Here is a 26,053-nt window from a genome sequence, read left to right as displayed (position 1 = left end):
CGATCTAGTGGCATCATCGCTCAGCGCCGTAGCCGACCACACTCTTGATTTCGAGGAAGTCGTGGATGCCGAAATCGGCATACTCACGCCCGTTGCCCGACTGCTTGTAACCGCCGAAGGACGCCATTGTGTCCCAGGCCGGATAGTTGAGGTAGACCGATCCGGCCCGCATGCGCGACGCCACTCTGCGGGCGCGCTCTATATCCGTAGACTGGACATAGGCGGCAAGGCCGTACACAGTGTCATTGGCGATACGGATCGCGTCCTCTTCGTCATTATAGGAAAGGATGGAAAGAACCGGTCCAAAGATTTCCTCGCGAGCGATCGTCATGTCCGGAGTGACATATCCGAACACGGTCGGGCGGATGTAATATCCGCGGTCAAGGCCGTCTGGACGGCCAGGACCGCCCGTCACAAGCGTCGCGCCTTCGGTGACGCCTGTTTCGATCAAGCGCTGGATCTTATCGAACTGAACCTGGCTGACGACAGGACCCAAGTTTGTCTCTTCCGAATTCGGATCGCCCGTGCGGAACGCCTCAGCAGCGGCTTTCGCGATGGCCAGCGCTTCTTCATGGCGCTCCTTCGGAACCAGCATGCGCGTTGGAGCATCGCAGGACTGTCCGGTATTGCTGAAGCAGCCGCGAACGCCCTTCGTCACCGCAGTCTCGAAATCCGCATCGGGAAGGATGATGTTCGCCGACTTGCCACCAAGCTCCTGCGCGACGCGCTTAACCGTGTCGGCCGCAGCTTTGGCGACGATAATGCCCGCCCGGGTCGATCCGGTGAAGGAGACCATGTCGACGTCGGGATGCGAGGCCATGACCTGCCCGACGTCAGGGCCTGTGCCGTTGACGAGGTTGAACACGCCATTCGGCACGCCCGCCGCATGCATCACCTCTGCAAAGACGATGCCGGAGATCGGCGCGATTTCCGACGGCTTGAGCACAACGGTGCAGCCTGCGGCAATCGCCGGAGCGACCTTGCAGACGATCTGGTTGAGCGGCCAGTTCCACGGCGTGATCAGGGCGCAGACCCCGATCGGTTCCTTGACGACTGTCGTCGAGCCGCGCCTTTCGCTGAACGTGTAGTTTTCCAAGGCCTTTATCGTGGATTCGAGATGCCCCCGCCCTGCCCAGGCCTGAGCATCGCGAGCAAAGGAAAGCGGCGCGCCCATTTCCGTGGAAACAGCCCGTGCAATGTCCTCGAAGCGCACGAGATACACGTCATAAATCCGCTTCAGCAGTGCGAGCCGCTCCGCCGGGTTCGTCTGCGAGAACTTCTCGAAGGCGGTCTTTGCGGCGGCCACGGCCATGTCCACATCGGCCGCGGAACCGACTGAAACCCGCGTGAACGCCTCTTCTGTGGCCGGATTGATGACATCGAGCGTCCGGGGCGTGACCGGCGAAACCCACTCGCCGTTGATGTAGAAATTTCCGTGATTGCTCATCGGAGCTGTCCTTTCTGGCTGTATGTCAAGGTTCTCGTTCGACGTGTCACGCAAGCACGATGCCGCCTTCGGCAATCGGCCCCGTCTTCTCGAAGCGGTCGAGGGCGAAGGGCTTCATCCGGTGATCGATCCGGCCCCTGGCGATCGCTTCCGCCAGCAGCTTTCCGGCGGCCGGGGCACCCGCGAAGCCGTAGGACCATCCGGCGGAGAACCAGAGGTCCTTCAGATCCGGATGCTCACCGAGGAGCGGTGCATAGTCGGACGAGGCATGGAACTGCCCGGCCCAGTGGCGCAGGATGCGGACTTCGCCGAGCTGGGGGAACATTTCCAGATAGACTTTCGCCATCTGGACCATCACGGGCACGTCGACCTTCAGCGACATGCGCGGCGTCTCGGGCACTTCCGTCCCGCCCACCACTTCGCCGCGCGAGGTCTGGTGGAAATAGGCCAGGCTGTCGATCAGCGCGATGGCAGGTTTGATGAGCGGCCGCGTGGGCTCGAGCGCCATTGCCTCGATGCGCATGCCGAAGCCATTGAGCGGTACGGCGGCCATGGCGGCGATATCCGGGTTGTTCGGCCCGGCGCAAGCGACGACGCAATCCGCCTCGATCCTGTGGTCGCCCACCAGCACCGCGCTCACGCGCGGCCCCGTCCGTTCCACCCCGCTGATCGCCGTCCGGTAGCGAACATCGACGCCGTTGCGCTGGCAGAAGGCCAGCAGGCCCTTCATCACTGCGTGGTGAGGTGCGACGCCCCCTTCGGGCTGGTGCTGCACGGCCCGGACGCGGGACTTGTTGATCGCGGGAAGAAGGTCGTCGATCTCGCGGCGCGACAGCATCCAGCTATTGACCCCGAGGCTCTTCTGGACCTTCAGCCCCTCAAGGAGCATCGCCTCGCTTTTCTCGACCTCCGACACCACCGAGTAGCCGCGCTGCGTGAACATGACGTTCTCGCCGAGGCGTTTCGACCAGGATCGCCATTCGTTGACGGTCAAAACGAAGAGCTCGGTCCAGGCGACTGAGGCGAAGCCCGGCCGGATGAGCGTGCCGTTGCGGCCAGAAGCTCCCCCCTGCCAGTAGCCGGCATCGAGGACGAGGATATCCCGCTGCCCCTGCTCGATCAGGTTGAATGCGACGGAGAGACCCTGCACGCCGCCACCGATGATGACGACGGCCGCGCGTTTGGGAAGGGGCTTGTTCATCGGTCGGGCTCCACGAGTGCGGCAAGGCCAGCCGCCTGCGCCACCGTTATCGAGCGCCGGGGAGGCCGGTGGGTGGGGCGAGCAATTGCCTCTGGTTCGACGCCTATGCGGGCCGCGAGCAGCGCCAGCATGTGCTCCCAGCAAGGAAACCCCTGGCACGTTCCCATGCCGCAGGACGTCAGCCGCTTCAGAACCTCGGGATCCGTTTCGCCCTCGTCGATGTGGCAGTAGAGTTCGCCGGCCGTCACATCCATGCAGGGGCAGATCAGAGTGCCGGGATGAAGATGCTTGCGGGCGTGAACGCGTTCGTTGTCCAGGGCGGCCGCCCCGACGACCGACATTGTGTCCGGAAGCGGGCGCGCCAGCATCTGGAACATCCCCTCGCCCGAAGCCTGGAAGCCGAGGCTCGGATCGATCCGCCACGGGCCGGCATGGACGACAGCGTCGCAGCGGATCTCCGCGCCGGCGCGAATGGCCGTCACCCGGCTCCGCCCCGTGATCTCCACGAGTTCCTCGACCGGTCCGCGGTGAACCACGTCCACGCCGAGAGAAACGAGCCGGTCTGCGAGCTCCGTCTCCGCCCCCGTCCCCACGACCGAGACGCGCCGTCCCGGCATGACGCGGTGGACGGCTGCGAGCTGAAGGGCGGAGTGGGCATCGAATACGCCGGGCAGCTGATTGCCCCTGACCAGCGGCGGTATCGAACGCCGCCCGGTCGCCAGGACCGTCCCCCGGGGATCGAAGGCGACCGCCCCTCGCCGGTTGTCATGCGGCGCCCCGACCATGAGCGCGCCATCGCGGTAGACGCCGAAAAGCTCCATTCCCGCAAACAGCCGGACCTGCGGGCTGAGCGGCTCGACTGCCGCTCCGGCGGCGGTCGCGAAACGGGCAAGGCGGTCCCCTCTGGTGACGAGCGCGACCGTCTCGCCGAGCCTGGCCCGCCGGTTCGCCTCCGAGATCCCGGCAGGCCCGCCCCCGACGACGAGGCAATCCACTGCCACGCGTTCTCCAGGAATTGGGGACGGCTGGATGGTGACGTCGGCAGGGCGCGCTACGCCCGCAAGGTTCGCCATCGCCCTTTCGGCAAAGCGATATGCCGGACCGGTCTTCGGCATCCAGGCGCCGTGCTCGAAGCCGCCGTAGACAAGCTTCGGCGGCAGGAACTGGGCAAGCTTCAGAAGATCAAAGCGCGGTGATGGCCAGGTGTTCTGCATTTCGACGACAAGGCCGTCCTGCACACTGACCTGGTCGAGCCGCACGTTCGGTCGCCCATTCACACGGGCAAGCACGCCCGTCGGATAGGAGCCGCTGTAGCCGAGCGGCCGATGAATCTTGCGCGACCTTGCGAGCGTGGTGATGCCGGCGCGCCAAAGAGCCGCCGCCACGCAGTCGCCTTGCCGCGCCCTGATCGGCGCGCCGTTCCAGAGAAACGTCACCTCCGCCTGCTGGTTGTCGTGGCTCATGATCCCGTCCCTTGCCTTCTCACGCGTGGATGACGACGATGTCGTCGGCGGTCCATGCCATGCCGATCCGGTCCCCTGCGTTCATGCTGGCGATGGAAGCGACATCCCGACTGCGAAGGTTGACCTTGCCGCCATCATTCATCCGGACGACCAGCCGGTACTCGACCCCGAGATAAATCTTGTCTTCGATCACCCCCACGCCCGCGTTTTCCGCTTCGCGGCTTGCCAAAACCGCGTGGATCCGCTCCGGCCGAAGCACCACGCAGGCCTTCTGCGCCTTGGCGAGCGCCTCGGACCGGGGATCGCCCTTGGGGAGGCAGGCCTTCCAGCCGTCGCCTTCCACAACGGTCCCGTCGCTCGTCGACCGAACGGCGCCGCGCAGGAGGTTGGCTTCCCCGATGAAATCGGCGACGAATTCGGAGCGCGGCTGAAGGTAGAGCTCGTGCGGCGTGCCGATCTGCTCGAGGCGCCCGTCTTTGAAGATGGCGATGCGATCGCTCATGACCAGCGCCTCTTCTTGGTCGTGCGTGACCGAAACCACGGTCGCGCCGACCTGCCGCGTGATGTGCATGATCTCGATCTGCATCTGCCCGCGCAGCTTCTTGTCGAGCGCGGCCATGGGCTCGTCCAGAAGCACGATATCCGGCCTGAACACGAGGGCGCGTGCCAGCGCGACGCGCTGTTGCTGGCCGCCGGACATCTCTTTCGGATAGCGCTTCGCGCAATGCGCCAGGCCGACGATTTCAAGCATCTCCATGCTGCGCTTCTCGCGCTTGGCGCGCTTGATGCCGCGCGTTTCCAGCGGGTAGCCGATGTTCTCGAGCACCGTCATGTGCGGGAAGAGGGCATAGTCCTGGAACATCATCCCGATGTTGCGCTTCTGCGGCGGGACCCCGGTCATGTCCCGGCCATCGATCAGCAGGCGCCCAGCGGTCGGCTGGATGAAGCCCGCGATGGCGCGCAGCGAAGTCGTCTTGCCGGACCCCGAGGGGCCGAGCATGGTCAGGAATTCGCCTTTGCGAAGTTGGAAGGACACATTGTCGAGAGCCTTGACGGCCCCGTAGAGCTTCGAAACCCCTTCGAGTTTCATAGCCGTGCCCGCGGTGTTCTGAAGGGCGGCGTTCATGATCTGGCTTCCCTGAATTTGTACGAGAGGAGGACGCCCAGCGCCGACAGCACGATGAGAATCGCGGCAACAGCGGCCGTGGCCGGGTCGAGGTTGGTGCGCACCTGGTTCCAGATCATGATCGGAACCGTGCGGGTCCGGACATCGGCGAGAAATAGCGCGATGACGACTTCGTCCCAAGACGTGATGAATGCGAAGACGGCTCCCGACAAAACGCCAGGCATGATTAGCGGTAGCGTGACCCGCCGGAAGGTGAACCAGCGGCTCGCACCGAGGCCAAGGCTGGCGAGGGCCAGCGAGGGGTTCACCATGCGCGAGCTTGCAAGGACCGAGACGACGACGAAGGGAATGGCAAGAACCGTATGGGCAAGGACTAGCCCGAGCCGGGTCGCGACGAGCCCCCATCCCGAGAACACCATGTACATCCCCACCGCAAGCACGATGACGGGCGTGACCATGGGGCTGAGTAGAAGGCCCATGACGAGCGTCTTGCCGGGAAAACGATATGTATGGAGTGCAAGCGCCGCCGCCGTTCCGATCACGGTGGCCAGGATCGCCGCAGCGAAGGCGACGACGAGGCTGTTGATCAGCGCCCCCTGCCAGTCCGATGCGCCGATGACTTTGCCGTACCATTCGAAAGTAAAGCCGATCGGAGGGAACTCCAGCGTCGACGTCGTCGTGAACGACATCGGCACGATGATCAATGTCGGCAACAGCAGGAACACAGCCGTCAGGCCGACCACGACCCAGAAGAGAACGCGCCTCAGCTTGTCCATGTTATGCCTCCCCTTTTCTGCGATCGCGCTTCTGTAGGGCAGTCCGTGCGGCCCCGAACAGCCCGAAGGCCACGGCCGTGAGGACCATGAGGACGACTGCAAGCGCGGCTCCTAGGCCGAAGTTTAGCTGCTCGGTGAACTGGCCGGCGATCATCTGCGCAATCATCATGTCGCGCGGACTGCCGAGCAGCGCCGGCGTTATGTAGAAGCCCAGCGCCAACGTGAACGCGAGGATTGCGGAGGCCATGACGCCCGGCAGGGACAGCGGGAAATAGATCCGTGCAAATCCCTTGAGCCAGCTTGCGCCGCAGATCGACGACGCTTCCATGAGGCGCAGGTCGATCTTTTTCATCACCGTATAGAGTGGGAGAACCGCGTAGGGCAAAAGGATATGCACCATCCCGATGATCACGCCCAGCGGCGTGCGGATGAGACGGATCGGTCTTTCGATCAGTCCGGTAGCGATTAGGAAATTGTTGATCAGGCCGGTGTTCTGGAGCAGTACGATCCACGAGAAACTCCGGAGCAGAAGGCTCACCCAGAAGGGAATGAGCAAGGCGACCGTAAGAACGAGCAGGACCGCCCGCCCGCCATGCGCCATGGCGTAAGCGTAGGGATAGGCGACGGCCACCGTGACGACGGTCACTATGAGTGACACCCGGAACGTCTCGCCGATGACCCTGAGGAAAACCGGCGTTGTGAAGATCTGGTGGTAGTACTCCGTGCTGCCATCCGGCAGCGAGATTGCCACGAGCTTCAGCAGCGGAAACACGAAAAAAAGTGCGAGGAACAGGATCGAGGGGGCGATCAGCCAGAATGCCGACGGCAGACGGAAGCTCGCCATCGCCTTTGCCGGCAAGCTGCGATCATGGGTTGATACGGACATCGTATTTCCGAACAGGAAGTTGGGGAGGGACCCGCCCGGCAGACCGGGCGGATCGCTTGCCGGAAGGTCTTACTGGAGAAGCCACTCCTGGAAGCGCAGGTCGACTTTCGCGCCGTTTTCGGCCCACCAATCCGCGTTCATCAGGACGCGCGTGTCGAGGTGATCCGTCGGCAGGCTGCCCTTGAACTTGTTGTCTACGGAGGCGAGAGCATTCTTGTTGGACGGGCCGTAGGGCATGTATTTGGTGAACTCGATCTGCTGGGCCGGTTCGGTAAAGAAGCTGATCGCCTTCATCGCCGCTTCCTTGTTCTTCGTGCCCTTGGGAACCACCCAGTACCCTGTCTGTGAGGTCCAGTTGGTCCAGTCGATCTTGATGCCCTTCTCGGCAACCCCCAGGGCACGCCCGACCCAGACGAGGGCCATGCTCGCCTCGCCGCTCGAAAGAAGCTGCTCGGATTGCGAGCCGCTTTCCCACCACACAAGGTCCGACTTGATGGTATCGAGCTTCTTGAGCGCCCGCTCCACGTCTATCGGGTAGAGATCTTCCGGCTTCACGCCGTCGGCGATCAGGGCCACCTCGAAGATACCGGACGCGGCATATTTCCAGACCGCGCGCGAGCCGGGGAATTTCTTGGTATCGAAAAAGTCGGCAAAGCCCTGCGGCGCCTCGCCGCCGAACTCGTTGGCATTGTAGGCGAGAACGGTGCCCTCGATGTCCGAGGCCACGCGGTATGTTCCCGCCGCACCTGCGATGAACTTCGACTTGTCGACGATCGAATAGTCGATCGGCTCGAGCCATTGCGCGTCGGCTTCCAGGCCGAAGCTGTCGTCGGTCAGCAGCAGATCGAGCGTGACATTTCCGGTCTCGACCATGGCCTTGAGCTTTGCATTGCTGGAGGCGCTGTCCTCGACGATCTTGATATCCGGGTTCTGGGCCATGAACGGCTGGAAGTAGGATTTCGACTGGGCTTCCTGGTAGGCCCCACCGTAGCTCGAAATCGTCAGCGTGGTGTCTGCGGCGCTAACGGCCGTGCCGGCCAGAAGCGTTGCCACGGCCGTGATTATGAAGGTCTTGCGCATTTGGTTCCCCATCCTTTTGCTTTGGGAGCTGGTCAGTTCTTCGTTGTTGAGCGATGATCAGGCCTCGACAGCCGCCTGGACGGCGATCTCGACGAGGATGTTCTCGGCCGCAAGGTTCGCCTCGACCGTGGCCCTCGCTGGCAGTGCATCCGCAGGCACCCAGTCCTCCCAGACTTTGTTCATCGCCGCGAAATCCGCCACGACATGTTTCAGCCAGACCTGCGCGAAAAGGATCTTCGACTTCTCGGTTCCTGCCTTTTCGAGAAGCTCCTCGATCTGCGACAGGACCTGCGCGGTTTGGCCAGCGACATCCTGGCTGCGATCTGCTGGAACCTGGCCTGTGACGTAGGCGATTCCATTGTGAACCAGAACATGGCTCAGGCGTTTGCCGTTCGGTTCGAAGCGTTGGATCGACATTCTTCCTCCTTGAAGCGGTTTCTATGTTTGATGGCTTTTCATCGCGCCGGACGGCTTAAGCCCTTTCGCGGCGCTCGAAATCGCCCGCGCCGTGTTGACGAGCTGCGGCGCTAGGTCCGAGAGGACCTGTTCGGGCCGCCAGCGGCTGAATGGCACGGAAATATTGATTGCGGCGAGCGGCTGCCCGTCGGCATTGACGATGCAAGCGCCGACGGCGATATCGCCGACGTAGATTTCCTCGGTGATCAGGGCAAATCCGTCGGTCCGCGTGCGGACGAGCAACTCCAGTAGCTCCGCCGGATCCGTCACCGTGTGCGCCGTGAACGCCACCCTGTCGGACCGTTCGATATAGGACGCCGCGGCCTCGGTCGGCAGCGCGGAAAGATAGGCGCGCCCAGCCGCGGTGCAGTACATCGGGAGGCGCTGGCCGATCGGGACATGGATCGGCATTTCCTTGTGGCTGGTGAAGCGGGCCACATAGACCATGTCCGTGCCCCAGGGCTCGAGCAGGTTGCAGCTCTCGCCCGTCTGGCGGTTTAGCTGCTGGATGAACGGATTGGCCCTCTCGATAAGCTCCGCTGTCTGGAGGTATCCGGTGCCGATCTCCAGCGACTGGACCGTCAGCCGGTATCGCTTGGAACCGCTGTCGCGGGCGAGGTAGCCCATCGCTTCCAGCGTGAACACGGAGCGCTGGATCGTGCTCTTGTTCAAGCCGGTCGCATCTGCCAGCTCAAGGAGGTTCATGGCGGCCCGGGAAGGCCCGAACGCTGTCAGGACGGAAAGGCCCTTGGCAAGGGCGGTGACGTAGAGAGGCGAGTCTTCAGCTTCTGTCATTGTACCCGATCGCGATAGGTTGGAGGAAACCGCGCAGTCATACCACTCCCCTCCTGCTGCCACTTCGCCATACCGATTCGGCGACGGATCGTCTTGCGAGGACGAGGTTTTCCCATGAGCTCACCCTGCCCTGCGTGCTTCGCGGGCGTCCTTGGCATGCAGCCAGCGATAGGCCATCCACTGCCCCAGGCGGATGAAGGAGGCGAAGGGGTAGCGCTCGGGCTCACGCGTGAGGAACGCGGCGCCCGTCTCGAACGGCCGGCCGGCCGCCATCAGCGCAATCTTGGTGCCGAGATGAATGGAGAAGGAGACGCCGCTGCCGGCATAGCCGCCCGCCGTGAACACCTCGCCCATTCCCGGCACCTGATAGCAGAAGGGAAGAGAGTTCCGGGTGACCGCGACCCAGCCGCCCCACCAGTGCTCCACAGCGATTCCGGCGAGCGCGGGAAATTTGCGCGTCATGGCGCTGTAAAGGTACTGCCGGTGACGCGGTGCCGCCGCATCGTTGCCGGAAATGGCGCTACGCCCGCCGAACAGCATCCTGTTGTCGGGCAGCCTGCGATAATAGAAGAGCAATTCGCGGGTGTCGAACATGCACTTTCCTGACGGAAGGCTCGCCTCCACCTGCGCATGGCTCATCGGAGCCGTCACGATAATCTGCGAGTGAACAGGCAGGACCCGCGCGGCAAGGCGAGTATGCAGGCGCGACGACGTATATCCGTTGGTCGCCACGATGACGCGCTTCGCCCGGACAATTCCTGTCGGCGTCACGAGACGATGCGTATTGCCCTCGCGCATCCAGCCCGTGACGGGCGAATTGATGTGGATCCGGGCGCCGTGGCTGCGGGCCATGCGGTGGAGGCCGCGTGCCAGTTCCAGCGGGTTCAGCGAGAAGCCATCGGGCAGATAAAGCGCGCCGTGGCTTTCCGGACCTTCGTGAACGCCATGCAGGCCGCCGGCATCCACGTATCGCGCTGGATAGCCGAGAATATCGTTGTAAAGCTTTTCCTCCCGCCGGAGTGCGTTGGCATGAGTGCCGAAGGTCGCCACCTTGTAGACCCCGTCGGGCTGCTTGTCGCACGCGATCCCTCCCGTGGCGATCAGGTCGCGGACCGTATCAAGGCCCTGTCTCAGCTCGTGAAAATACGCCCGGGCTGTATCCGGTCCATAAGTCTTGACCAGGCTCGACCACGGAACGCGGCCACCAGAGATGCGGGCGAAACTTCCGTTCCGGCCGCTGCAACCCCATGCGGAAGACCGGGCCTCCAGCACGGTCGCCTTGATGCCATGATCCCGGGCAAGCGCCAGCGCCGCCGACAGGCCCGTATATCCCCCGCCGATGATCGCGACATCGACGCTCAAATCCCCGGCGAGCGGACCATCATCGGCCGGCACCTCATTGCCGACCTTCAGCCAATAGGAATCCGGATCGGGCTGATGGTGATCTGGAAAGGGGTGGACAAGTGGGTCGTACATCAATTTCCTGCTATCGCTGTGCGATATCTATAAATCGTTATTTGCATCATTAATGACCATTTTCGATTTGTCAATATCGTCAGGATTTGCGACAGAGCCATCCACCTGCCGACCACTTCTCGGCTGCGCGCTATCTCAAGGCAAAGACCGGCGGACCAGCGTGCCATCGCGGGCGGGTCGTCGACGTGTACACGATTTCGGGATACGAACTAACGCTGGCGCTACGAGGCGGCGACCATTCGGTGACCGCGGCTCCATTTTCGATGAAGCGACTGTCCTCGGAAGATATCTTCCGCGGCTACATTTTGCGACGGAACCACACGATAGATCACGCGGTATCTAGGCGAGCCGTCACGCGGTGCGGTCGGCCAAATCAGGCAGAACTGTAGCGCGAATCCACCTGATTATGTTCACTCCTGCAAACTGCTATTTCCGGCCGGAGTGATCTCCGCCCGCGCTTCCAGGATCGGCTTCCTGATGCAAGGGAACGAACTCAGCACCTTCCGCGCGGTCGCGATAAAGTGCGGCCCGCGCCAGCAACATGAGCGTGACCGGCGTCGTAATGGTGATAAAGACCGCTATCAGGATCTCGTGGAGAACAAGTCGCGTCTCCAGCATCGAGAAGAAAATCATGGAAGCCGCGAGAATGCTGCCTGCACCGAACGTGGTGCCGAGGGTGGGTGCATGCACGCGCTCATAGAAGCTGCGCAGCCGCAGCAGCCCCAACACTCCGATCAGCGTCAGCACGGCGCCGAGCAGTACCAGGAAAGCGACAAGGAGTGCGGCCCAGATCGGTAGATCCGCCATGCCCGTCATTCGATGACCTCGCCACGCATGAGGAACTTCGCCAACGCGATGGTGGACACGCAGCCCAGAAGGGCAATGATGACGGCAACTTCGAAATAGAGCGTGCTTCCGGTCCGGATCCCCAACACGACGAGCATTAGCATGCCCGCCACGTAGAAGGCATCCAAGGCGAGTACACGGTCCTGCGCGCGCGGCCCAACGATCATGCGGAAGACCGCAATGGCCATCGCCACCCCGAGAAGGATCTGCGCGATCGTCAGCGACCAGACGAGGATGATGGCGGCGCTCATCCGAAAATCTCCCCCAGGGGCTGCTCGTAGCGCGTCTTGATCAGCTTGACCCAGTCCTCGCTTTCCAGGTCGAGGACGTGGAGAAGAAGAGTGCTGCGCTTCGAGTCGTATTCCACCCATGCCGTGCCAGGCGTGCTTGTGATGATACAGGCCAGGATGGCCAGACCCGTGCGGTCGCGAAGGGCAAGCGGTATGGTGACGAAGCCGGAGACCTTCCGTCCGCCGGTACCTGCCAGGATCTGGCGCGAGACGGCGACGTTCGAGCGAAAGATGTCGACCGGGACAACCAGCGCCAGCCGCACGATTGCCCGCCAGCTTCGCAGCCTAGGTTTGGGCGACTGCAACTGCGCCATGACCGCGGAAGCGGCGACAGCCACAACGCAGCCGAGCAGCAATTGGCCGGCCGACACGCCGTTCAGCAGGATCCACATCGCCAGTAGCGACAGGGCAAGCAGCGGATAGGGAAGCACCGATCTCATCATTCAGCCTTCGCTCCTTGCGGCTGGACTCGCGGGGCTCCCAGCACGCCGTCGACATATTGTTGCGGCGAGTGGAGCGAACTGGCCGTCGCCTGCATATAGCGCATCACCGGTCCGCCCTGAATCGTCAACCCAAGGGTGAGCAAAAGCAGGAGCACGACCGGGACGATCTCGCGCAAGGAAACGCGCGGCACCACGACCTCGATCGGTGCCCAGAAGGTGCGAATGCCGAACCGCAACATCGACAGAAGCGCGGCAAGACCCGACAGTATGAGCAGCGCGGTATAGAGCCAAGCGGCAGAAAGGATGCCACCGTCGGTACCGGCCGCGGGTGTGAGCACGGCAGCAAGCAGCGCGAACTTTCCGATGAAGCCCGACAGCGGCGGCAGCCCCGCAAGCAGCAGGCCGCAAATTGCAAAGCAGACACCCAGGATCGCAAGGGTTCCCGGAAACGCCACGCCCACCTGCTCCTCCACCGCTTCCTCATCCCCGTCGCCGAAGGCCTCGGCTGTGACGGCAAGAATGTCGGCGGCGGGGTTCTGGCCCCGCTCGATCAGTTCGATCAGCAGAAAGAGTGCCCCGACAGTGATCGTGGAACTTACCAGATAGAACAGCGCGCCGGCGGTGACTCCCGCATCCGACATGCCGATAGCCGCCAGGAGCGTGCCCGATGAAACCAAGACGCTGTAGCTCGCGAGCCGCCCCAGCGCCTGGGAGGCGATGACACCGATCATCCCGAACGCGATCGTCGCCATGCCGCCGACAATCAGGAGGCCGCTGCCGAAGTCGGCGGAGCTTCCCGCATGCGCGCCGAACACCAGCAGTGACAACCTGAGCAGGACATAGATTCCCACCTTACTCAGCAAGGCGAAGACCGCCGCCACCGGCGCGGCCGCCACAGAGTAGGCGTTCGGCAGCCAATTGCTGAGCGGCCACATGCCGGCCTTGACCAGAAAGGCGACACCCAGGACCGCAGCCCCGATCTCGAGCAAAATCCGGTCGCCTGCTGCCAGACCGGAGATGCGGACCGCCAGATCGGCCATGTTCAGGGTGCCCGTCACGCCGTAAATCAGGCTGACGCCGATCAGGAATAGGAAGGAAGCGGCAAGGTTGATGGCAATGTAGTGCAGCCCAGCCTTGACGCGCAGCGGACCGGAACCGTGCAGCACCAAACCGTACGAGGCTGCCAGCATCACCTCGAAGAAGACAAAGAGATTGAACAGGTCGCCTGTCAGGAACGCGCCGTTCAGCCCCATCAGCAGGAACTGGAAAAGCGTGTGGAAATGCGCACCGGCCTTGTGCCAGCGCGCCAGGGCGAACACCAGCGCAGCCGAGGCGAGGAAGCTGGTCAGCACCAGCATCAGCGCCGACAGCCGGTCCAGAACCAGCACGATGCCGAGCGGCGCGGGCCAGTTGCCGAGCAGGTAAACGCTCGTCGCCGAGGTGTCGGCGACTTCCGCCAGCCTGATCGAGATGACGACAAGCGCGAAGGTCGAAGCGAGGTTGATCGTCGCCTTCAGGAATTGCCTGCGCTCGTCATACAGCATGAGCAATGCGCCAGCCGCCAGCGGCAGCAATACGGGCGCGATGATCAGATGATGAGACCAGCCCGTCATTCTGGTTCCCTTCCGTCGACGTGGTCGGTGCCGGTCAATCCGCGGGAGGCGAGCAGAACCACGAGGAACAGCGCTGTCGTGGCGAAGCCGATGACGATCGCCGTCAACACCAGCGCTTGGGGCACCGGATCGGCGTAATCCGCCAGGTTCCCGGTTTGCCCGCTCAGCACCGGCGCAGCATCATGGCGCAGCCGCCCCATGCTGAAGATGAAAAGATTGACGGCATAAGAAATCAGCGAGAGGCCGACGATGACCTGATAGGTTCTGGGCCTGAGGAGAAGCCAGACGCCGGAACCCGCCAGGGTGGCGATACTGATGGCCAGGACAAGTTCCATCACGCCTCCTCCTGTTCCGCTTCGGTCGCCACGCGAGCCGAACGCAAGCCGCGCGTGGACTGGTGCGCGAGCGCGATCAGCATCAGCACCGTGGCGCCAACGACGATGCCCAGCACGCCGAGATCGAACAGCAGCGCCGTCGCCAGTGGCGTGGCACCGACGGTCGGCAGTTCCACATATTGCGAGTAAGTGGTCAGGAAAGGATAGCCGAACAGCCAGGCGCCCATGCCGGTAAGCGCCGCCAGAAGTAGCCCAAGTCCGATCCAGCTGACCGGCAAGATCCGCAGCCGCTCCTCGACCCATCGAGTGCCGGCCGCCATGTATTGCAGGATGAAGGCGGCGGCCATCGCGATCCCGGCGACGAAGCCTCCGCCCGGCAGGTCGTGACCGCGCAGGAACAGATAGGTTGCCAGCACGATGATCACGGGGAAGGCCCATTGCATGATGACGGCTGGCACCAGCAGGTAGTCGGCGATCGTGTCTCCCACCTTGCGATCCGGCTCGGCTTCGTCGAAGTCGTTCTGCATCCGCTGCTGGTCCGGCACGGCGATACTGTCGGCAGCGGGCCGGAAGCGGCGAAGCAGCGCAAAGACCGTCAGCGCCACGACCGCCAGGACGCTGACTTCGCCAAGCGTGTCGAACCCACGGAAATCGACGAGAATGACGTTGACGACGTTCTTGCCGCCGCCCTCGACATAGGCCTTCTCCAGGTAGTAGCTGGCGACTGTTTCGAGTGGAACGGGACTAGTCATGGCGACGAAAGCCAGCACGCCCACGCCGCCGCCCGCGGCCACGGCGATTCCAAAGTCGCGAACCCGGCGAAAACGCGTGCCGAGCGAAACCGTCTTCGGACCCTCCTCTTCGATGCGCTTCGGCAGCCAGCGCAGCCCGAGCAGAAGCAGAACCGTAGTCACGATCTCGACGAGCAGTTGGGTAAGCGCCAGATCGGGCGCGGAAAACCAGGCAAAGGTAATGCAGGTGGATAGCCCCGCCCCGCCGAGCAGGATGAGAGCGGCCAGTCGGTGATATTTGGCCTGATATGCCGCGCTCACCGCACAACAGATGCCGCTCACCCAGATCAGCACGAAGACCGCGTCGATCTCGCTGATCCGAAGGCTGGTCAACGACAGGTCGTCCAAGGAGATCGGCAGCAGCGCGGCGATGAATGCGGCCACCACCAAGAGACGAAGCTGCGGCTGGAGCCGACGGGTGCCCAACCGGGCCTCGATGGACCTGGCCCATTTCCACGAAAGCACGACCAGCACGCGCTCGAAGATACGCTGGGCTTGCAGGCGGCGAATGAACGGCGGACCCGCCTCGCTGCGGTTGAGATAGCCGTTCAGCAGCAGATAGAGCACGACGCCGGCTACGAGGGCGACGGCACTCATCAGCAGCGGAAGCGTGAAGCCGTGCCAGACCGCAAGGCTGTAGAAAGGCGTGTTCGGGCCGAGGACAGAGATCACGGCCGTGTGCAGGAACGGTCCGACCGTCAGCGCCGGAATGGTTCCCACGACGAGACAAGCGAGCACGAGGAACTGAATGGGAAAGCGCATCCAGAACGGCGGCTCATGCGGCTGCCGCTCAAGGCCGGTCGGCTTCGGTCCGAAGAACACCGTATGGATGAAGCGCAGCGAGTAAGTCACCGCAAAGGCGCTGGCCAGCACTGCGACATAGGGCGCGGAGGTGTCGAGGACAGACTTGGCATGCGTCTCGATCGCCTCGGCGAAGAACATCTCCTTGGACAGGAAGCCGTTGAGCAGCGGGACGCCGGCCATGGCCGCGCTCGCCACCATCGCCAGAGTGGCGGTGATCGGCATGTAGCGGAAAAGCCCACCCAGCCGCCGCATGTCCCGGGTGCCGGTTTCGTGGTCGATGATCCCCGCGGCCATGAACAGCGAAGCTTTGAACGTTGCATGGTTTATCATGTGGAAGATCGCTGCGACGGCCCCGAGCGGACTGCCAAGGCTGAGCAGCATCGTGATCAGACCAAGATGGCTGATCGTGGAATAAGCCAGCAGGCCCTTGAGGTCATGCTGGAAGATCGCGAAGAACGCACCGACCAGCAGCGATGCCATGCCGGCGAAACCGACGATCCAGAACCATTCGGGCGTTCCCGACAGGACCGGCCAGAGCCGCGCCATCAGAAAGACACCCGCTTTCACCATGGTCGCCGAATGCAGATAGGCCGACACCGGCGTCGGCGCGGCCATCGCATTGGGCAGCCAGAAATGGAACGGAAACTGCGCGCTTTTCGTAAGCGTACCCAGCAGGATGAGGATCAATGCCGGCACGTAGAGATCGTGCTCGCGGATCTGGTCCCCGGCCGCGAGAACACGGTCGAGATCGTAGCTGCCGACGATGTGCCCGATCAGCAGTACCCCGACCAGAAGCCCGAGCCCGCCGATGCCGGTTATGGTGAGGGCCATTCGGGCGCCGTCGCGGGCGCCGGCATTGTGGTGCCAGTAGCCGATCAACAGGAAGGAGAAGATGCTGGTCAGTTCCCAGAAGATGACCAGCAGTACGAGATTGCCCGAGATGACCATGCCGAGCATGGCGCCCATGAAGGCGAGCAGGAACGCGAAGAACCTGGGAACGGGATCGTGCGGCGACATGTAGTAGCGCGCATAGAGCACGACCAGGAAGCCGAAGCCGCTCACCAGAACACTGAACAGCCAGGCAAAGCCGTCCATGCGCAGCGTGAAATTGAGTCCGAGCGTCGGCAGCCATTCGCTTTCACTACGGATTGCTCCGTGCTCGACAATCGCCGGATAGGCGATCGCAGCCAGGATCAGGCATGCCAGCGCGACGCCGCCAGCCAGCCAGGCCTCGGAATTTCGCGCATTGGGACGAAATGTGGCTGCTAGAACGCTTCCTACGAAGGGAAGAACGACAATCAAGATAAGTAGTACGTCGCCGTTCATCGGCCCCCAAGGTAGTTTCGAATCCAAATCGCACGGTTCCCTATTATTGGTGACTTGGGATTGGCCGTGCAAGGGAAGTGCGGCGAATAAGCTGAAATGCCCAAGACTCCGGACCCATTGATAACGCGGAGCGTGACGACCGCTCCAAGCCCTTTGCCATCATTCACACGGCGCTATGTGTTGACCTGCATCCACGCATAGCTCTTGTGTCGTAACTTGACGCACGACGAGCTTATCAGAAACTTGATCCATAAGGGCTTGGGCAGTTTCAATGCGGAGGATGACGCTGCCGGTCTGCAGCCCGCAACCGGCGCATCGTCTGGTTCCGTAATGAAATGAGTCAAGACGCTGAACCAGTTACTCGGAGGCGCAGGAGACCGCCCAGCGTCATTGCGCGGGCCAAGGCACTGCGCACCGCCCACGACATTCTCATGAAAGAGGGTTTTGGCAGACTGACCGTTGAAGCGGCGAAATCCTGTGTTGGCAAACCGACGATTTACCGTTGGGGCAACGCAAGCGAACTGGCCATGGCCGCGCTCATGGTAAATGCGTCAAGCAACGGAGTTTCCGGCGGCGCCACCTTTGCGGAAAAGCTAAGCGCCCAGATGCGGTCGCTTGTCGCTACCGTCGCGACAACGCGCGGGCGTCAGATCGCTCCGCGTCGTCGCCGAGTTTTCTACCGTCGGGAGGAGCTCGCCCAATGGTCATCATCGGTTGATCGGCACCTGCAGCAGCTCCTTGCGGAAGGATACCTGACCAAACTATCGACCGGTGTCTATCACCGACCGAAAACAGACGGCGTTCGGGAAGGCTCCGGCCGAAGATAATGCCCTCGTTGAGGCTTTCCTGAAGGGCGACCGCTATCTGTGTTTCCCAGTCTCGCTCACGGTAGCCATCGCGCTGGGCAATTCGAAATGCGCTCCTCGCGCCATAGGCCGCGCCCGTCTTCGCCCCGACCTCCAGTTCCATCAGCGACGGTCGCGACGAAGGCACTCGCCAGCAGCGGCCCGACCCCTGGTATCTCCATTAATCTGCGACCAAGCTCGGCTTCTCGGACGCTCGCCCGGATCCTTCGATCGAACCCGAGCGGCGAACATTGGCCTCGAGGCGAACTGAGCATGGCCGGACATTGAGGTGCTGTCGCCCCTGCCCGCGGCGGCCCGTCGCTCGATCACCTTCGATCGCGGCACCGAGTTCACGGACTGGCCTTGTCTACAGGCCGGCCTCGGCGTTCAGACCTTGTGATCCCCGGGCGCCCTGGCCAAAAGGCGCGGTCGAAAACACCAATCGCCGTGCCGCAGATGGCTCTCGCGGGACGCCGACCCGTTGTCGGTCGATGATCACGATCTCAAGTGGGTATGCGCGCAACTCAACTCGACGCCGCGCAAATGTCTCGGCTTCAAAATGCCGGCAGAGGTGTTCCGACAGAAGCTGCTGACGGCCCTGCGAAGGAAGACGGGCCAGGACTGCCCTGGGCGCGATTGAGCAACAGCGCTGCCGGTTCGGCTACTCTGCGAGATCGTTTTCTCGCTTTTTCCATATGCCCCTCTTTCTCTTTCCCAAGCACACCGTTCCACCCGCCCCTTGAACACCACCGTTTTTGACGCCATATTGCGTCAGAATGACTGGCGTCAATCATTTTCCAGGAGACAGCCTTGGGACTCGCTCAATATGCCGATAATGGCGTCTTTGCCCCGCGCAGGATCGCGGAAACCTTGCGCACGACCAGCGAGGAGATCGCGCGGACTGCAGGGCTCGGCAGGGATGCAATTCAGCGCAAGGATCGGATCCAGTCGGACAAGACGCAGCGCCGCCTGCGAGAGATGGTCGAGATCATCAACAAGGTTGAGCCGCGCTTCGGCTCGGCGCTGATGGCCTATGCCTGGTATCGATCCGAGCCCTTGGCGGGGTTCTCTGGCCAGACGGCCATGCGCCTCGTCCGCGACGGCAGAGCCGACGACGTGCTCGACTATATCGACGCCGTCGACGCCGGCGTCCACGGTTGACGGTGCCGGTTCACTACGAAGGCCAACTCTATCGGGCGCTCAACCCGATATATGCGCGCGAGCCGTTGTCCGGTCGCGGCGCCGCGCTCTACGGCGGCCGGTTCAACCGAAAGGGGATGGCGGCGCTTTATACATCCGTGTCGGTGCTGACTGCGATAAGAGAGGCCAACCAGATCGGGAACTTGCAGCCGACAACGCTGGTATCTTATGAGGCCGACATTGCGCGCGTCTTCGACAGCCGTGATGAGAAGGCGCTTCTCGCATATCAGATGGGCGTTGCCGCGCTAGCCGACACGACATGGCGTGACCAAATGAAAACAGCCGGCGAGGCGAGGACCCAAGCGTTCGCGCACCGGCTTTTCGAGGATGGGTATGCTGGGTTGCTGGTGCGCAGCTTTGCACCAGGCGCAACAGCCGACGATCTGAACCTTGTACTGTGGCGTTGGGGTCCGGAGTCCCCAGCCCGGTTGCAACTGATCGATGACGAGGATCGCCTGCGCTGATTGAGCGATCCTAGGCGGCAGGCGGAGTGGCCTCCGCCGCACCCTCTCGATCTAGGCAAGTTCCTCCGCGAAAGGAGAAACTCGCATTTTCCGCGCGACTGGTAGGAGGCGACGCGCGCCGGCGAGAAGAGCATGCACCTTTCCAGACAATCGCATCGAGCGGGCCGGTCGGCCGCGTCAACGGGCTCTCATTAGGATGCGGGGCTGCGCTCGAGAATGCGAATACCCGCGCCCCCTACCGCGGGTTCACCGAACGGTTAGATGGTCGCCAGCGGATGCGTTGGAAGGGCTTGGGGCGTGGCGCCGAGGGTACGGATGAAGCTCGCCGGATTCGCTCACGATTTCGCCGAATCCCGTCTCGCGCGCAATTTCCTCGATTGATAGCCGGCCATGCTCGAGCATGAACCTGGTGGCCTCAAGGCGCAGGTCTTCAATTGCCTTTGCGAGCGAAAGGCCGGTCTCTGCCCGGGACACTCGACTAACTCGACTAAATTGTCGAGGTTTAGTCGGACAGCGTCGGCGCTCAACTGTCAGCGTTCACGAAGGGTCGGCTCGGCCTCGGAGGTGCCGATCTCCATGCCCAGCGCCTCGCAGCGGCCATCTGTGTTGACGCCGACGGCGAAGACGACGGCGACCGAGACGATACGGCCGCCGCGAACCCTGGCTCTTGGAGATGCCGCTCCTGCCTATCGTCGTGTCCAGATCGTCGACCGAGCGGGTCGAAACACCCGGATGACTAGCGACTAGGCTGTCCCGACGCTTGCCGAACCTTCGCCATTGATCACCGGAACAGCGACAACCCTCGTATGCCGGGGCGGCAGCACACCGGCCCGCGGTATTTTTGCGGCACTACGAGTGACATCAATTGACGGGCGGTGCAATTGATGTCATATGAAGTGCCATTAATTCAGGAGGTCACCCTTGGCAGATGTACGCAGCTACAACAGCCCGCTTCGGGAGGAGAAGTCGCGCGAGACCCGCGAGGCGATCCTCAATGCCCTCTACCGGCTGATGAACGCGGCGATCGTCCCGGACGAGATCAGCATGGAGGCGATCGCCAACGAGGCTGGCGTGCAGCGTCGCACGGTCTTCCGTCACTTCCCGGCAAAGGACGATCTCCTCACCGCCTTCTGGCCGTGGCTGAACGCCCATATGGGCGCGTCCACCGCGCCGAAAAGCGTCAAGGATGTCGTCGGGGGCCCGAAGGAGGCCTTTCCACGTTTCGACGCGCATGAGGCCGCCGTCCGCGCCTCGCTGCATTCGCGCACCGGCCGCGAAATGCGCCTGGGCATGGTTGCCACGCGGCGCCTGCGCTTTGCGGGCGCGCTGGCGCCCGTCCTTTCCACTCTGCCGCCCGCCGAGGCCGTGAGGGTCGAAGCGCTGGCGCACCTGCTCTATTCGGCCTCCGCCTGGGAGGTTCTGAAGGACTACGGCGGTCTCACCGGTGCCCAAGCCGGCGAGACCGCCTCTTGGGCGCTCGACACGATCCTGTCCGCGGTCGCTTCGGGTTCAGTCGCCGCGGACGTACCATCGACAGCCAAGGAGAATGGCAATGAGCATTGACGTCACCACCACGCAAAATGGCGAGACCCGCTGGGTCGTTGCCGATCGCATCCGCTTTCTGGGCGGCCTTGCGGGATCGAACCTCGAACTGGTCGAGGTGGAGGTCCCGCCGGGCTCCGGCACCCCGCCACACAGCCATGCCTCGCCCGAACTGTTTTATGTAATCGACGGCGAGATCACCATCCGGCATTTTGCAACCGATAGGCCGCCGACGACGGTCGCGGCAGGGGCCGGGACCTCGGTACGCATCGAACGCAACGCGCCGCACAACTATATGAACGAGAGCGGCAAGCCGGCGCGGATGCTGGTCCTCATCGAACCATCGATGACCGCTTTCTTCCGGGAGATCGGGACGGCGGAGCCGCAAGTGCAACCCGATTTCGCCCGCATAGGTGCGGCCATGCAACGCCACGGCATCCAGCCCCTGGAAATGGTTCCCTGACGCGCCTTTCACACAGAGCAACGACAAAGGGGGCGGCCACAACGGCAATCACAACTGCTAAGTCAGCTTACGAACGCGGCCGTCGTCCGGTTTCTGCCTGACGGCGGCCTCAGACCGGAGACTGGCGGTCATTACATCCGTCGACTGTCGGATCAGGTCGAAGTCTGGTTGGAAAAATGGCGCCGCTGTCGGTGGCGCCGGCCGTTTTCGGCAGCAGAGTCTCGGTGATGATCTCCCCGGAGACCGACAGGCATCATCGGGCCTCACCATTGTGGAAAAATGGCACTCCGGCGACCGCTCCTTTACATTGCATCTTAGATACCGACTGGCCCCATCACGACGACTGATGTTAGGCGATCGTTAAGGATGCCAGCATTTGGCAGAAGAGGCGCTCTGATCGATCTCGACGGCAGCCCTATTTTCAGCAGTCCAGGTCCGCCTCGAGCACAGCGTCAGGTAGGGTCGGAGGGGGTCATGACCGGCTATGAGAAGTCGCCTGACTGTGGTGGGGGTCCGCATGACTGGCGGACCTGGACCAACTTATTTGTCCTCGCGCTTGCGATCAGCTTCACGACCTGGGCGTTGGCCGGTTGAGACCCGGAACCAGTCTCATATTGGGGGATGGCACTTGGCCCCGGGTCTCCGTTGCCGCTGAGCAACCCGTAATGCATGCCGCAAGATAACAAGACGCGCAAGAGAGCTATTCTGTAGTGTAAAGCGAGCCGTCTACTTTTGATGCGATGTTATCGTGCCACGTACTTTCAGAGTTTGACGATTTTTGTTTTCGCATCATAGTTTGCCGCATGCAGATTTCGGATGATTGCGGACGAAATCGGCGCTACCACTTGCGTATGGACGCTCGACGCATAGCACTGCTGATTTGCATGGCCTTGATGATCGTGCTGGCGATCTATGGCATCACGCCGGCCGTCATGCCGTCGAGGAGGTGATCGGATAAGGCATGTTCGCACAAACCTGACTCGGATAGCCAATTGACGAACGCACCATTTTGCGAACCCTTCCAATAATGGGAGGGAAAATTCGCAACAGGGATCGGCCAAGGGCAAGGCCCACCGTTCAAGCCTATCGACGTCACGAACGACGGCGCAGGCTGCCGTATGCGGTGCGCCGGCTTGTCACCGCCCTGACGATTGTCATTGGTGTTGTCGCCATTCAGCAATTCAACCAGGGTGGACCAGACGGTGGCCGCTTCGTTGATAGCCTGACCGCGTTCCGGTCGCGCGCTGCCGCCCAACCCATCGAAGGCCGCGCTACGGTGATCGACAGGGACACCATCGAGATCGCCGGCCAGCGCATCCGCTTAACGGCATCGATGCTCCCGAGAGCGACCAGTACTGCGAGGACGCCCAGGGTTTCGAATACCCTTGCGGCCGCGTGGCAGCAACCGCGCTCGACGAGTTCCTTGCCGCATCCAGGCCCGCACGTTGCCAGTTCGTCAGTTGGGATCAGTACGGCCGCTATGTTGGCGACTGCGCCCGGGCCGACGGCGCCAGCGTTCAAGCCTGGGTGGTTGAGAACGGCCACGCGCTAGACTGGCCACGCTACAGCAAGGGAGCCTATGCCAAGCACCAGGCTGCAGCGCAACAGGCGCGAAGAGGCATCTGGGTCGGCACCTTCCAGGCGCCGTGGGAGTGGCGGGCGGCACAGCGCGGCAATCTCGAGCAACCCGCTGGCTTCTCGCTTCTGAGCGAATCTAGCTGCAACATAAAGGGCAACATCTCCGCCAATGGCGAGCGGATCTACCATGTGCCTGGCCAGAAATATTACAGCCGGACGCGGGTATCTGAGGGCAAGGGCGAGCGCTGGTTTTGCTCCGAGGAGGAGGCGCGCCGCGCCGGTTGGCGCAAGGCCCGGCAATAGCGGCACCACTTGACTACGAGCCGCTCACACCGGGACAACGCCACCTAGTTCGGTCACACCCGCATTGCGTTTTCGCTCAGGAAGGACCCGCGGGAAATTACCGTGTACTCTTAGTCATCCCTGGGTCTGACATCAGCATGTCGGGCGCGAGCACGCGTTGTCGTTCACCGCATCATTGCGGTTGGCGATTACGTCTGGGCGCACGTAAATTTTCTGAATCTGTTCAACGACGGGCCCATTGATACCGGCATCCAGGGGGTCAATATCTATCGCATGGACGTTCAAGGGAAGGCTATCGAGCACTGGGATGCCTTGCAGCTTGTGGGCACGCCTGACAACTCAGCGCCAATCCTTGGCCCGAACATTCCTCGCGCAATTGCCAACGGTATGTTTTGACGCTGGTGGCCGTTGCGTGAACGACGTCCACCGCTAGCCGCAGGAGTTTCCTATGAAAGCCGTCAGATTGCACACCTATGGTGGACCACTCGCATTTGACGAGATTCATCCGCCGGTCATCGCCGACAACGAGGTCCTGGTGAAGATCCGCAGCACGGCAATCAACCACCTTGACCTTGTTGAAGCCTCCGGCGCGGCCAGAGAGGTCTTTCCCATCGATCTGCCGTGGATTCCGGGACATGAGTTCTCCGGTATCGTCGAGCGGGTCGGCAAGGATGCCGGCGGCTTTGCGCCGGGCGATGCTGTGTTTGGAAACAGCACGTCTGGCGCCTTCGCGGAGTATATGGCGGTCGAGCCGGCCGCGATCGTCGGGAAGCCTCCCAACCTGTCGTTCGACGAAGCTGCTTCAGTTCCCGTCGCCGCACAGACCGCATGGCAAGGCATCTTCACCCATGGCCATCTCAAGACTGGGCAGACTATCTTGATCCACGGCGGTGCGGGCGCTGTCGGAGCCTATGCGGTTCAATTTGCCGCTCAGGTTGGCGCCATCGTCGTTGTGACGGCAAGCGGTGACGACGAAGCCTATCTGAAGGCGATCGGTGCCAACCGCGTCATCGATTACCGAACGTCCAAATTCGAGACCGAGCTAGCCGACAGGGTGGATGTCGTGTTCGACTTGATCGGCGGCGAAACACAGCAGCGCTCGTTTCAGGTCCTCAAGAAAGGCGGTTACCTGGTTGCGGCCAATCAGCCGGTGTCGCGGGAGGAAGCCGCCAAGCACGGCGTGACGGGCACACTTATGAACCTCACACCGTCCGCAGAACTCTTGGGTCGCATTGCAACCATGCTTGAGGATGGCCGCCTCCGGACGGATGTCGCGACCGTCTATTCGCTCGCCGACGTGGCTCAGGCCTGGAGCGATATGGCCGGAGGTCCAGCATCGGCGGCGAGGACACGTCCGCGACACGGCAAGGTGGTCCTGCGCGTCGCATAAGATGGCGCGACTGTCGGTATTTCAGTGGGCCGAAAACTGCCCATCCGCTTTTGGGATTGAGGCTCCAACAGGCGGTCGTCGCTGACGAGTGAGTCAAAACCGAATAGTATCACTGCCAAGGAAAAAGTTGCCTTGGAAAGCGCTCGCCGAACATCGGCCGGCCGCACGCGGTGGTCGACTTCAACAGCATCGAAACTGATCATCAGTCTAGGGCGGTAGGTTAAACCAACCGGAAGTTGGTCCAATGATCGAGACGTAGCTAGCTTTACTTGATGATTTCTGTTTGACACTAACGCTTCATTTGGATTTCATGTCCAATTTCCAGATCCGCTCAGAACTGCGGGAGCTCGATGGAAGACCATTTGCAAGCCATCGTCACCCTCGTCTCGCTGGTCAATCCCATGGTCTGCGCGATGATGTTCGCTGGCCTGACTGCCGGGCGGACGGGGGCGCAGCGCGTTTCGGATGCGACAAGGGCGATCCTGACCATCGCCGTGGTGCTGATCATCGCCGCGCTTGCGGGCGCTCGGATACTCAACATCTTCGGCATACCACTGGATGTGTTTTCCGTGGCTGGCGGGATCGTCCTGTCCTTCATTGGTTTCACCATGCTGTCCGGATCCAGGTCGGACAACGCGCCCGATCCCGCAACTCAGAATCCCGATCCATCTGCTGCGGGCGCGACGCTGGCGCCGATGATCCTGTTTGCGGCCAGCCCCGGTACCATCACCGGGGTCATCACCATTGCGGCGGCGACGCGTTCGCGCACAGGCATCCCTCTTCCAGCGCTAACTGGCATATGCGTGGTCCTGATCATCACCTGGGCGCTGCTGATGCTGGTTGCACGCCGATCGAAAAAGCCGAAAAGGCCAGGCCTGGCTCATGATATGGCGACCCGATACATGGGCTTGATCGTGATAGCGATGGGGATCAAGTTTGCCCTGACTGGATACAAGGCATTCATGGCTGGTTGAGGTCAGCGATCGGTGGCCTGCCCCTATGAGGTGGTCCGGTTTCAGTCTTAATGCATGATGGGCTTATCGGCCAGCGGCAGAGCCGATGATGGTGCCGCTTTGCCGGGTTTCGACGGCCATATGAGGGCCTCCGGCGCCGG

General features: G+C 62.4%; 24 protein-coding genes and 2 pseudogenes. 9 read left to right on the top strand and 17 right to left on the bottom strand.

The genetic code is table 11. From position 1 onward, the window contains the following. Window positions 1–13: 13 nt before the first annotated feature. The 16 genes from C7I85_RS03745 to C7I85_RS03670 form a co-directional block, all read right to left on the bottom strand. Complete coding sequence (locus tag C7I85_RS03745) at window positions 14–1,447, bottom strand: aldehyde dehydrogenase family protein (protein ID WP_106722628.1); 1,434 nt, start codon at window positions 1,445–1,447, stop codon at window positions 14–16. A gap of 46 nt (window positions 1,448–1,493) precedes the next feature. Then, complete coding sequence (locus tag C7I85_RS03740; protein ID WP_106722627.1) at window positions 1,494–2,648, bottom strand: NAD(P)/FAD-dependent oxidoreductase; 1,155 nt, start codon at window positions 2,646–2,648, stop codon at window positions 1,494–1,496. Then, window positions 2,645–4,111, bottom strand: a complete 1,467-nt coding sequence (locus tag C7I85_RS03735) for a 2Fe-2S iron-sulfur cluster-binding protein (RefSeq protein ID WP_106722626.1) — start codon at window positions 4,109–4,111, stop codon at window positions 2,645–2,647. Before C7I85_RS03735 ends, C7I85_RS03740 begins: the two co-directional genes overlap by 4 nt. Window positions 4,112–4,130: 19 nt before the next feature. Then, complete coding sequence (locus C7I85_RS03730) at window positions 4,131–5,237, bottom strand: ABC transporter ATP-binding protein (RefSeq protein WP_106722625.1); 1,107 nt, start codon at window positions 5,235–5,237, stop codon at window positions 4,131–4,133. Continuing rightward, window positions 5,234–6,013 (bottom strand): ABC transporter permease, encoded by a 780-nt coding sequence (locus C7I85_RS03725; protein WP_106722624.1) that lies wholly within the window; start codon window positions 6,011–6,013, stop codon window positions 5,234–5,236. The genes C7I85_RS03730 and C7I85_RS03725 overlap by 4 nt, the downstream gene beginning before the upstream one ends. 1 nt (window position 6,014) lies before the next feature. Further along, complete coding sequence (locus tag C7I85_RS03720) at window positions 6,015–6,899, bottom strand: ABC transporter permease (protein WP_106722623.1); 885 nt, start codon at window positions 6,897–6,899, stop codon at window positions 6,015–6,017. Between the two features lie 69 nt (window positions 6,900–6,968). Continuing rightward, window positions 6,969–7,979: an ABC transporter substrate-binding protein gene (locus C7I85_RS03715; protein ID WP_181257072.1), complete on the bottom strand. Its 1,011-nt coding sequence runs from the start codon at window positions 7,977–7,979 to the stop codon at window positions 6,969–6,971. A gap of 57 nt (window positions 7,980–8,036) precedes the next feature. Further along, window positions 8,037–8,396, bottom strand: coding sequence for a RidA family protein (locus C7I85_RS03710; RefSeq protein WP_106722621.1), 360 nt, complete (start codon window positions 8,394–8,396; stop codon window positions 8,037–8,039). Window positions 8,397–8,417: 21 nt separating this feature from the next. Beyond that, window positions 8,418–9,230 carry an IclR family transcriptional regulator gene (locus C7I85_RS03705; RefSeq protein WP_106722620.1) on the bottom strand — a complete coding sequence of 271 codons (813 nt, stop codon included), beginning with the start codon at window positions 9,228–9,230 and terminating at the stop codon, window positions 8,418–8,420. 120 nt (window positions 9,231–9,350) lie between these two features. Continuing rightward, window positions 9,351–10,625, bottom strand: coding sequence for an NAD(P)/FAD-dependent oxidoreductase (locus tag C7I85_RS03700; protein ID WP_210203018.1), 1,275 nt, complete (start codon window positions 10,623–10,625; stop codon window positions 9,351–9,353). Window positions 10,626–11,132: 507 nt separating this feature from the next. Continuing rightward, window positions 11,133–11,522, bottom strand: a complete 390-nt coding sequence (mnhG, locus tag C7I85_RS03695) for a monovalent cation/H(+) antiporter subunit G (protein WP_106722618.1) — start codon at window positions 11,520–11,522, stop codon at window positions 11,133–11,135. After that, window positions 11,519–11,803 carry a K+/H+ antiporter subunit F gene (locus C7I85_RS03690; RefSeq protein WP_106722617.1) on the bottom strand — a complete coding sequence of 95 codons (285 nt, stop codon included), beginning with the start codon at window positions 11,801–11,803 and terminating at the stop codon, window positions 11,519–11,521. The genes mnhG and C7I85_RS03690 overlap by 4 nt, the downstream gene beginning before the upstream one ends. Next, window positions 11,800–12,285, bottom strand: a complete 486-nt coding sequence (locus C7I85_RS03685; protein WP_428832811.1) for a Na+/H+ antiporter subunit E — start codon at window positions 12,283–12,285, stop codon at window positions 11,800–11,802. Before C7I85_RS03685 ends, C7I85_RS03690 begins: the two co-directional genes overlap by 4 nt. Next, entirely contained in the window at window positions 12,282–13,898 is a 1,617-nt protein-coding gene (locus tag C7I85_RS03680; protein WP_106722616.1) for a monovalent cation/H+ antiporter subunit D, read from the bottom strand. Before C7I85_RS03680 ends, C7I85_RS03685 begins: the two co-directional genes overlap by 4 nt. Next, entirely contained in the window at window positions 13,895–14,233 is a 339-nt protein-coding gene (locus C7I85_RS03675) for a Na+/H+ antiporter subunit C (protein WP_106722615.1), read from the bottom strand. Before C7I85_RS03675 ends, C7I85_RS03680 begins: the two co-directional genes overlap by 4 nt. Beyond that, entirely contained in the window at window positions 14,233–17,154 is a 2,922-nt protein-coding gene (locus C7I85_RS03670) for a monovalent cation/H+ antiporter subunit A (RefSeq protein ID WP_106722614.1), read from the bottom strand. Before C7I85_RS03670 ends, C7I85_RS03675 begins: the two co-directional genes overlap by 1 nt. A gap of 431 nt (window positions 17,155–17,585) precedes the next feature. On the opposite strand from C7I85_RS03670, the gene C7I85_RS31545 reads away from it, so the two are divergent. The 4 genes and pseudogenes from C7I85_RS31545 (at window position 17,586) to C7I85_RS03645 (ending at window position 19,663) form a co-directional block, all read left to right on the top strand. Beyond that, complete coding sequence (locus C7I85_RS31545; protein ID WP_245444832.1) at window positions 17,586–17,981, top strand: hypothetical protein; 396 nt, start codon at window positions 17,586–17,588, stop codon at window positions 17,979–17,981. A gap of 310 nt (window positions 17,982–18,291) precedes the next feature. Next, window positions 18,292–18,639, top strand: a pseudogene (locus tag C7I85_RS31535) (transposase); the annotation flags it as partial. Between the two features lie 170 nt (window positions 18,640–18,809). Further along, the gene (locus C7I85_RS03650) at window positions 18,810–19,160 is read left to right on the top strand and encodes an antitoxin Xre/MbcA/ParS toxin-binding domain-containing protein (protein WP_106722613.1); all 351 of its coding nucleotides are present in this window, start codon (window positions 18,810–18,812) and stop codon (window positions 19,158–19,160) included. Between the two features lie 2 nt (window positions 19,161–19,162). After that, on the top strand, window positions 19,163–19,663 hold the full coding sequence (locus C7I85_RS03645) for an RES family NAD+ phosphorylase (RefSeq protein ID WP_106723054.1): 501 nt from the start codon (window positions 19,163–19,165) through the stop codon (window positions 19,661–19,663). A gap of 551 nt (window positions 19,664–20,214) precedes the next feature. Here C7I85_RS03645 and C7I85_RS03640 read toward each other — a convergent pair. Further along, window positions 20,215–20,392: pseudogene (locus C7I85_RS03640) on the bottom strand (IS256 family transposase); the annotation flags it as partial. Window positions 20,393–20,584: 192 nt separating this feature from the next. On the opposite strand from C7I85_RS03640, the gene C7I85_RS03635 reads away from it, so the two are divergent. The 5 genes from C7I85_RS03635 (at window position 20,585) to C7I85_RS03610 (ending at window position 25,913) form a co-directional block, all read left to right on the top strand. Then, window positions 20,585–21,226 (top strand): TetR/AcrR family transcriptional regulator, encoded by a 642-nt coding sequence (locus C7I85_RS03635; protein WP_106722612.1) that lies wholly within the window; start codon window positions 20,585–20,587, stop codon window positions 21,224–21,226. Continuing rightward, complete coding sequence (locus C7I85_RS03630) at window positions 21,216–21,668, top strand: cupin domain-containing protein (RefSeq protein WP_106722611.1); 453 nt, start codon at window positions 21,216–21,218, stop codon at window positions 21,666–21,668. The genes C7I85_RS03635 and C7I85_RS03630 overlap by 11 nt, the downstream gene beginning before the upstream one ends. A 1,329-nt stretch (window positions 21,669–22,997) precedes the next feature. Beyond that, window positions 22,998–23,549 carry a thermonuclease family protein gene (locus C7I85_RS31525; RefSeq protein ID WP_245444825.1) on the top strand — a complete coding sequence of 184 codons (552 nt, stop codon included), beginning with the start codon at window positions 22,998–23,000 and terminating at the stop codon, window positions 23,547–23,549. Window positions 23,550–23,997: 448 nt separating this feature from the next. Beyond that, complete coding sequence (locus tag C7I85_RS03615) at window positions 23,998–24,939, top strand: NADP-dependent oxidoreductase (RefSeq protein WP_106722610.1); 942 nt, start codon at window positions 23,998–24,000, stop codon at window positions 24,937–24,939. 362 nt (window positions 24,940–25,301) lie between these two features. Beyond that, window positions 25,302–25,913 (top strand): MarC family protein, encoded by a 612-nt coding sequence (locus C7I85_RS03610; RefSeq protein WP_181257071.1) that lies wholly within the window; start codon window positions 25,302–25,304, stop codon window positions 25,911–25,913. Window positions 25,914–26,053 lie beyond the last annotated feature (140 nt).

It is taken from the genome of Pseudaminobacter soli (ex Li et al. 2025) (genome assembly GCF_003012705.1).
GTDB classification, from domain to species: domain Bacteria; phylum Pseudomonadota; class Alphaproteobacteria; order Rhizobiales; family Rhizobiaceae; genus Pseudaminobacter; species Pseudaminobacter soli.
The sequence above is the reverse complement of the archived record's forward strand: the minus strand, read 5'-3'. Positions and strand labels throughout refer to the sequence as shown.

Coding starts and splice junctions, on each gene's coding strand:
- C7I85_RS03745 (WP_106722628.1), bottom strand. CDS start 1,447: ATGAGCAATCACGGAAATTTCTACATCAACGGCGAGTGGGTTTCGCCG.
- C7I85_RS03740 (WP_106722627.1), bottom strand. CDS start 2,648: ATGAACAAGCCCCTTCCCAAACGCGCGGCCGTCGTCATCATCGGTGGC.
- C7I85_RS03735 (WP_106722626.1), bottom strand. CDS start 4,111: ATGAGCCACGACAACCAGCAGGCGGAGGTGACGTTTCTCTGGAACGGC.
- C7I85_RS03730 (WP_106722625.1), bottom strand. CDS start 5,237: ATGAACGCCGCCCTTCAGAACACCGCGGGCACGGCTATGAAACTCGAA.
- C7I85_RS03725 (WP_106722624.1), bottom strand. CDS start 6,013: ATGGACAAGCTGAGGCGCGTTCTCTTCTGGGTCGTGGTCGGCCTGACG.
- C7I85_RS03720 (WP_106722623.1), bottom strand. CDS start 6,899: ATGTCCGTATCAACCCATGATCGCAGCTTGCCGGCAAAGGCGATGGCG.
- C7I85_RS03715 (WP_181257072.1), bottom strand. CDS start 7,979: ATGCGCAAGACCTTCATAATCACGGCCGTGGCAACGCTTCTGGCCGGC.
- C7I85_RS03710 (WP_106722621.1), bottom strand. CDS start 8,396: ATGTCGATCCAACGCTTCGAACCGAACGGCAAACGCCTGAGCCATGTT.
- C7I85_RS03705 (WP_106722620.1), bottom strand. CDS start 9,230: ATGACAGAAGCTGAAGACTCGCCTCTCTACGTCACCGCCCTTGCCAAG.
- mnhG (WP_106722618.1), bottom strand. CDS start 11,522: ATGACGGGCATGGCGGATCTACCGATCTGGGCCGCACTCCTTGTCGCT.
- C7I85_RS03690 (WP_106722617.1), bottom strand. CDS start 11,803: ATGAGCGCCGCCATCATCCTCGTCTGGTCGCTGACGATCGCGCAGATC.
- C7I85_RS03685 (WP_428832811.1), bottom strand. CDS start 12,285: ATGATGAGATCGGTGCTTCCCTATCCGCTGCTTGCCCTGTCGCTACTG.
- C7I85_RS03680 (WP_106722616.1), bottom strand. CDS start 13,898: ATGACGGGCTGGTCTCATCATCTGATCATCGCGCCCGTATTGCTGCCG.
- C7I85_RS03675 (WP_106722615.1), bottom strand. CDS start 14,233: ATGGAACTTGTCCTGGCCATCAGTATCGCCACCCTGGCGGGTTCCGGC.
- C7I85_RS03670 (WP_106722614.1), bottom strand. CDS start 17,154: ATGAACGGCGACGTACTACTTATCTTGATTGTCGTTCTTCCCTTCGTA.
- C7I85_RS31545 (WP_245444832.1), top strand. CDS start 17,586: ATGAAAGAGGGTTTTGGCAGACTGACCGTTGAAGCGGCGAAATCCTGT.
- C7I85_RS03630 (WP_106722611.1), top strand. CDS start 21,216: ATGAGCATTGACGTCACCACCACGCAAAATGGCGAGACCCGCTGGGTC.
- C7I85_RS03615 (WP_106722610.1), top strand. CDS start 23,998: ATGAAAGCCGTCAGATTGCACACCTATGGTGGACCACTCGCATTTGAC.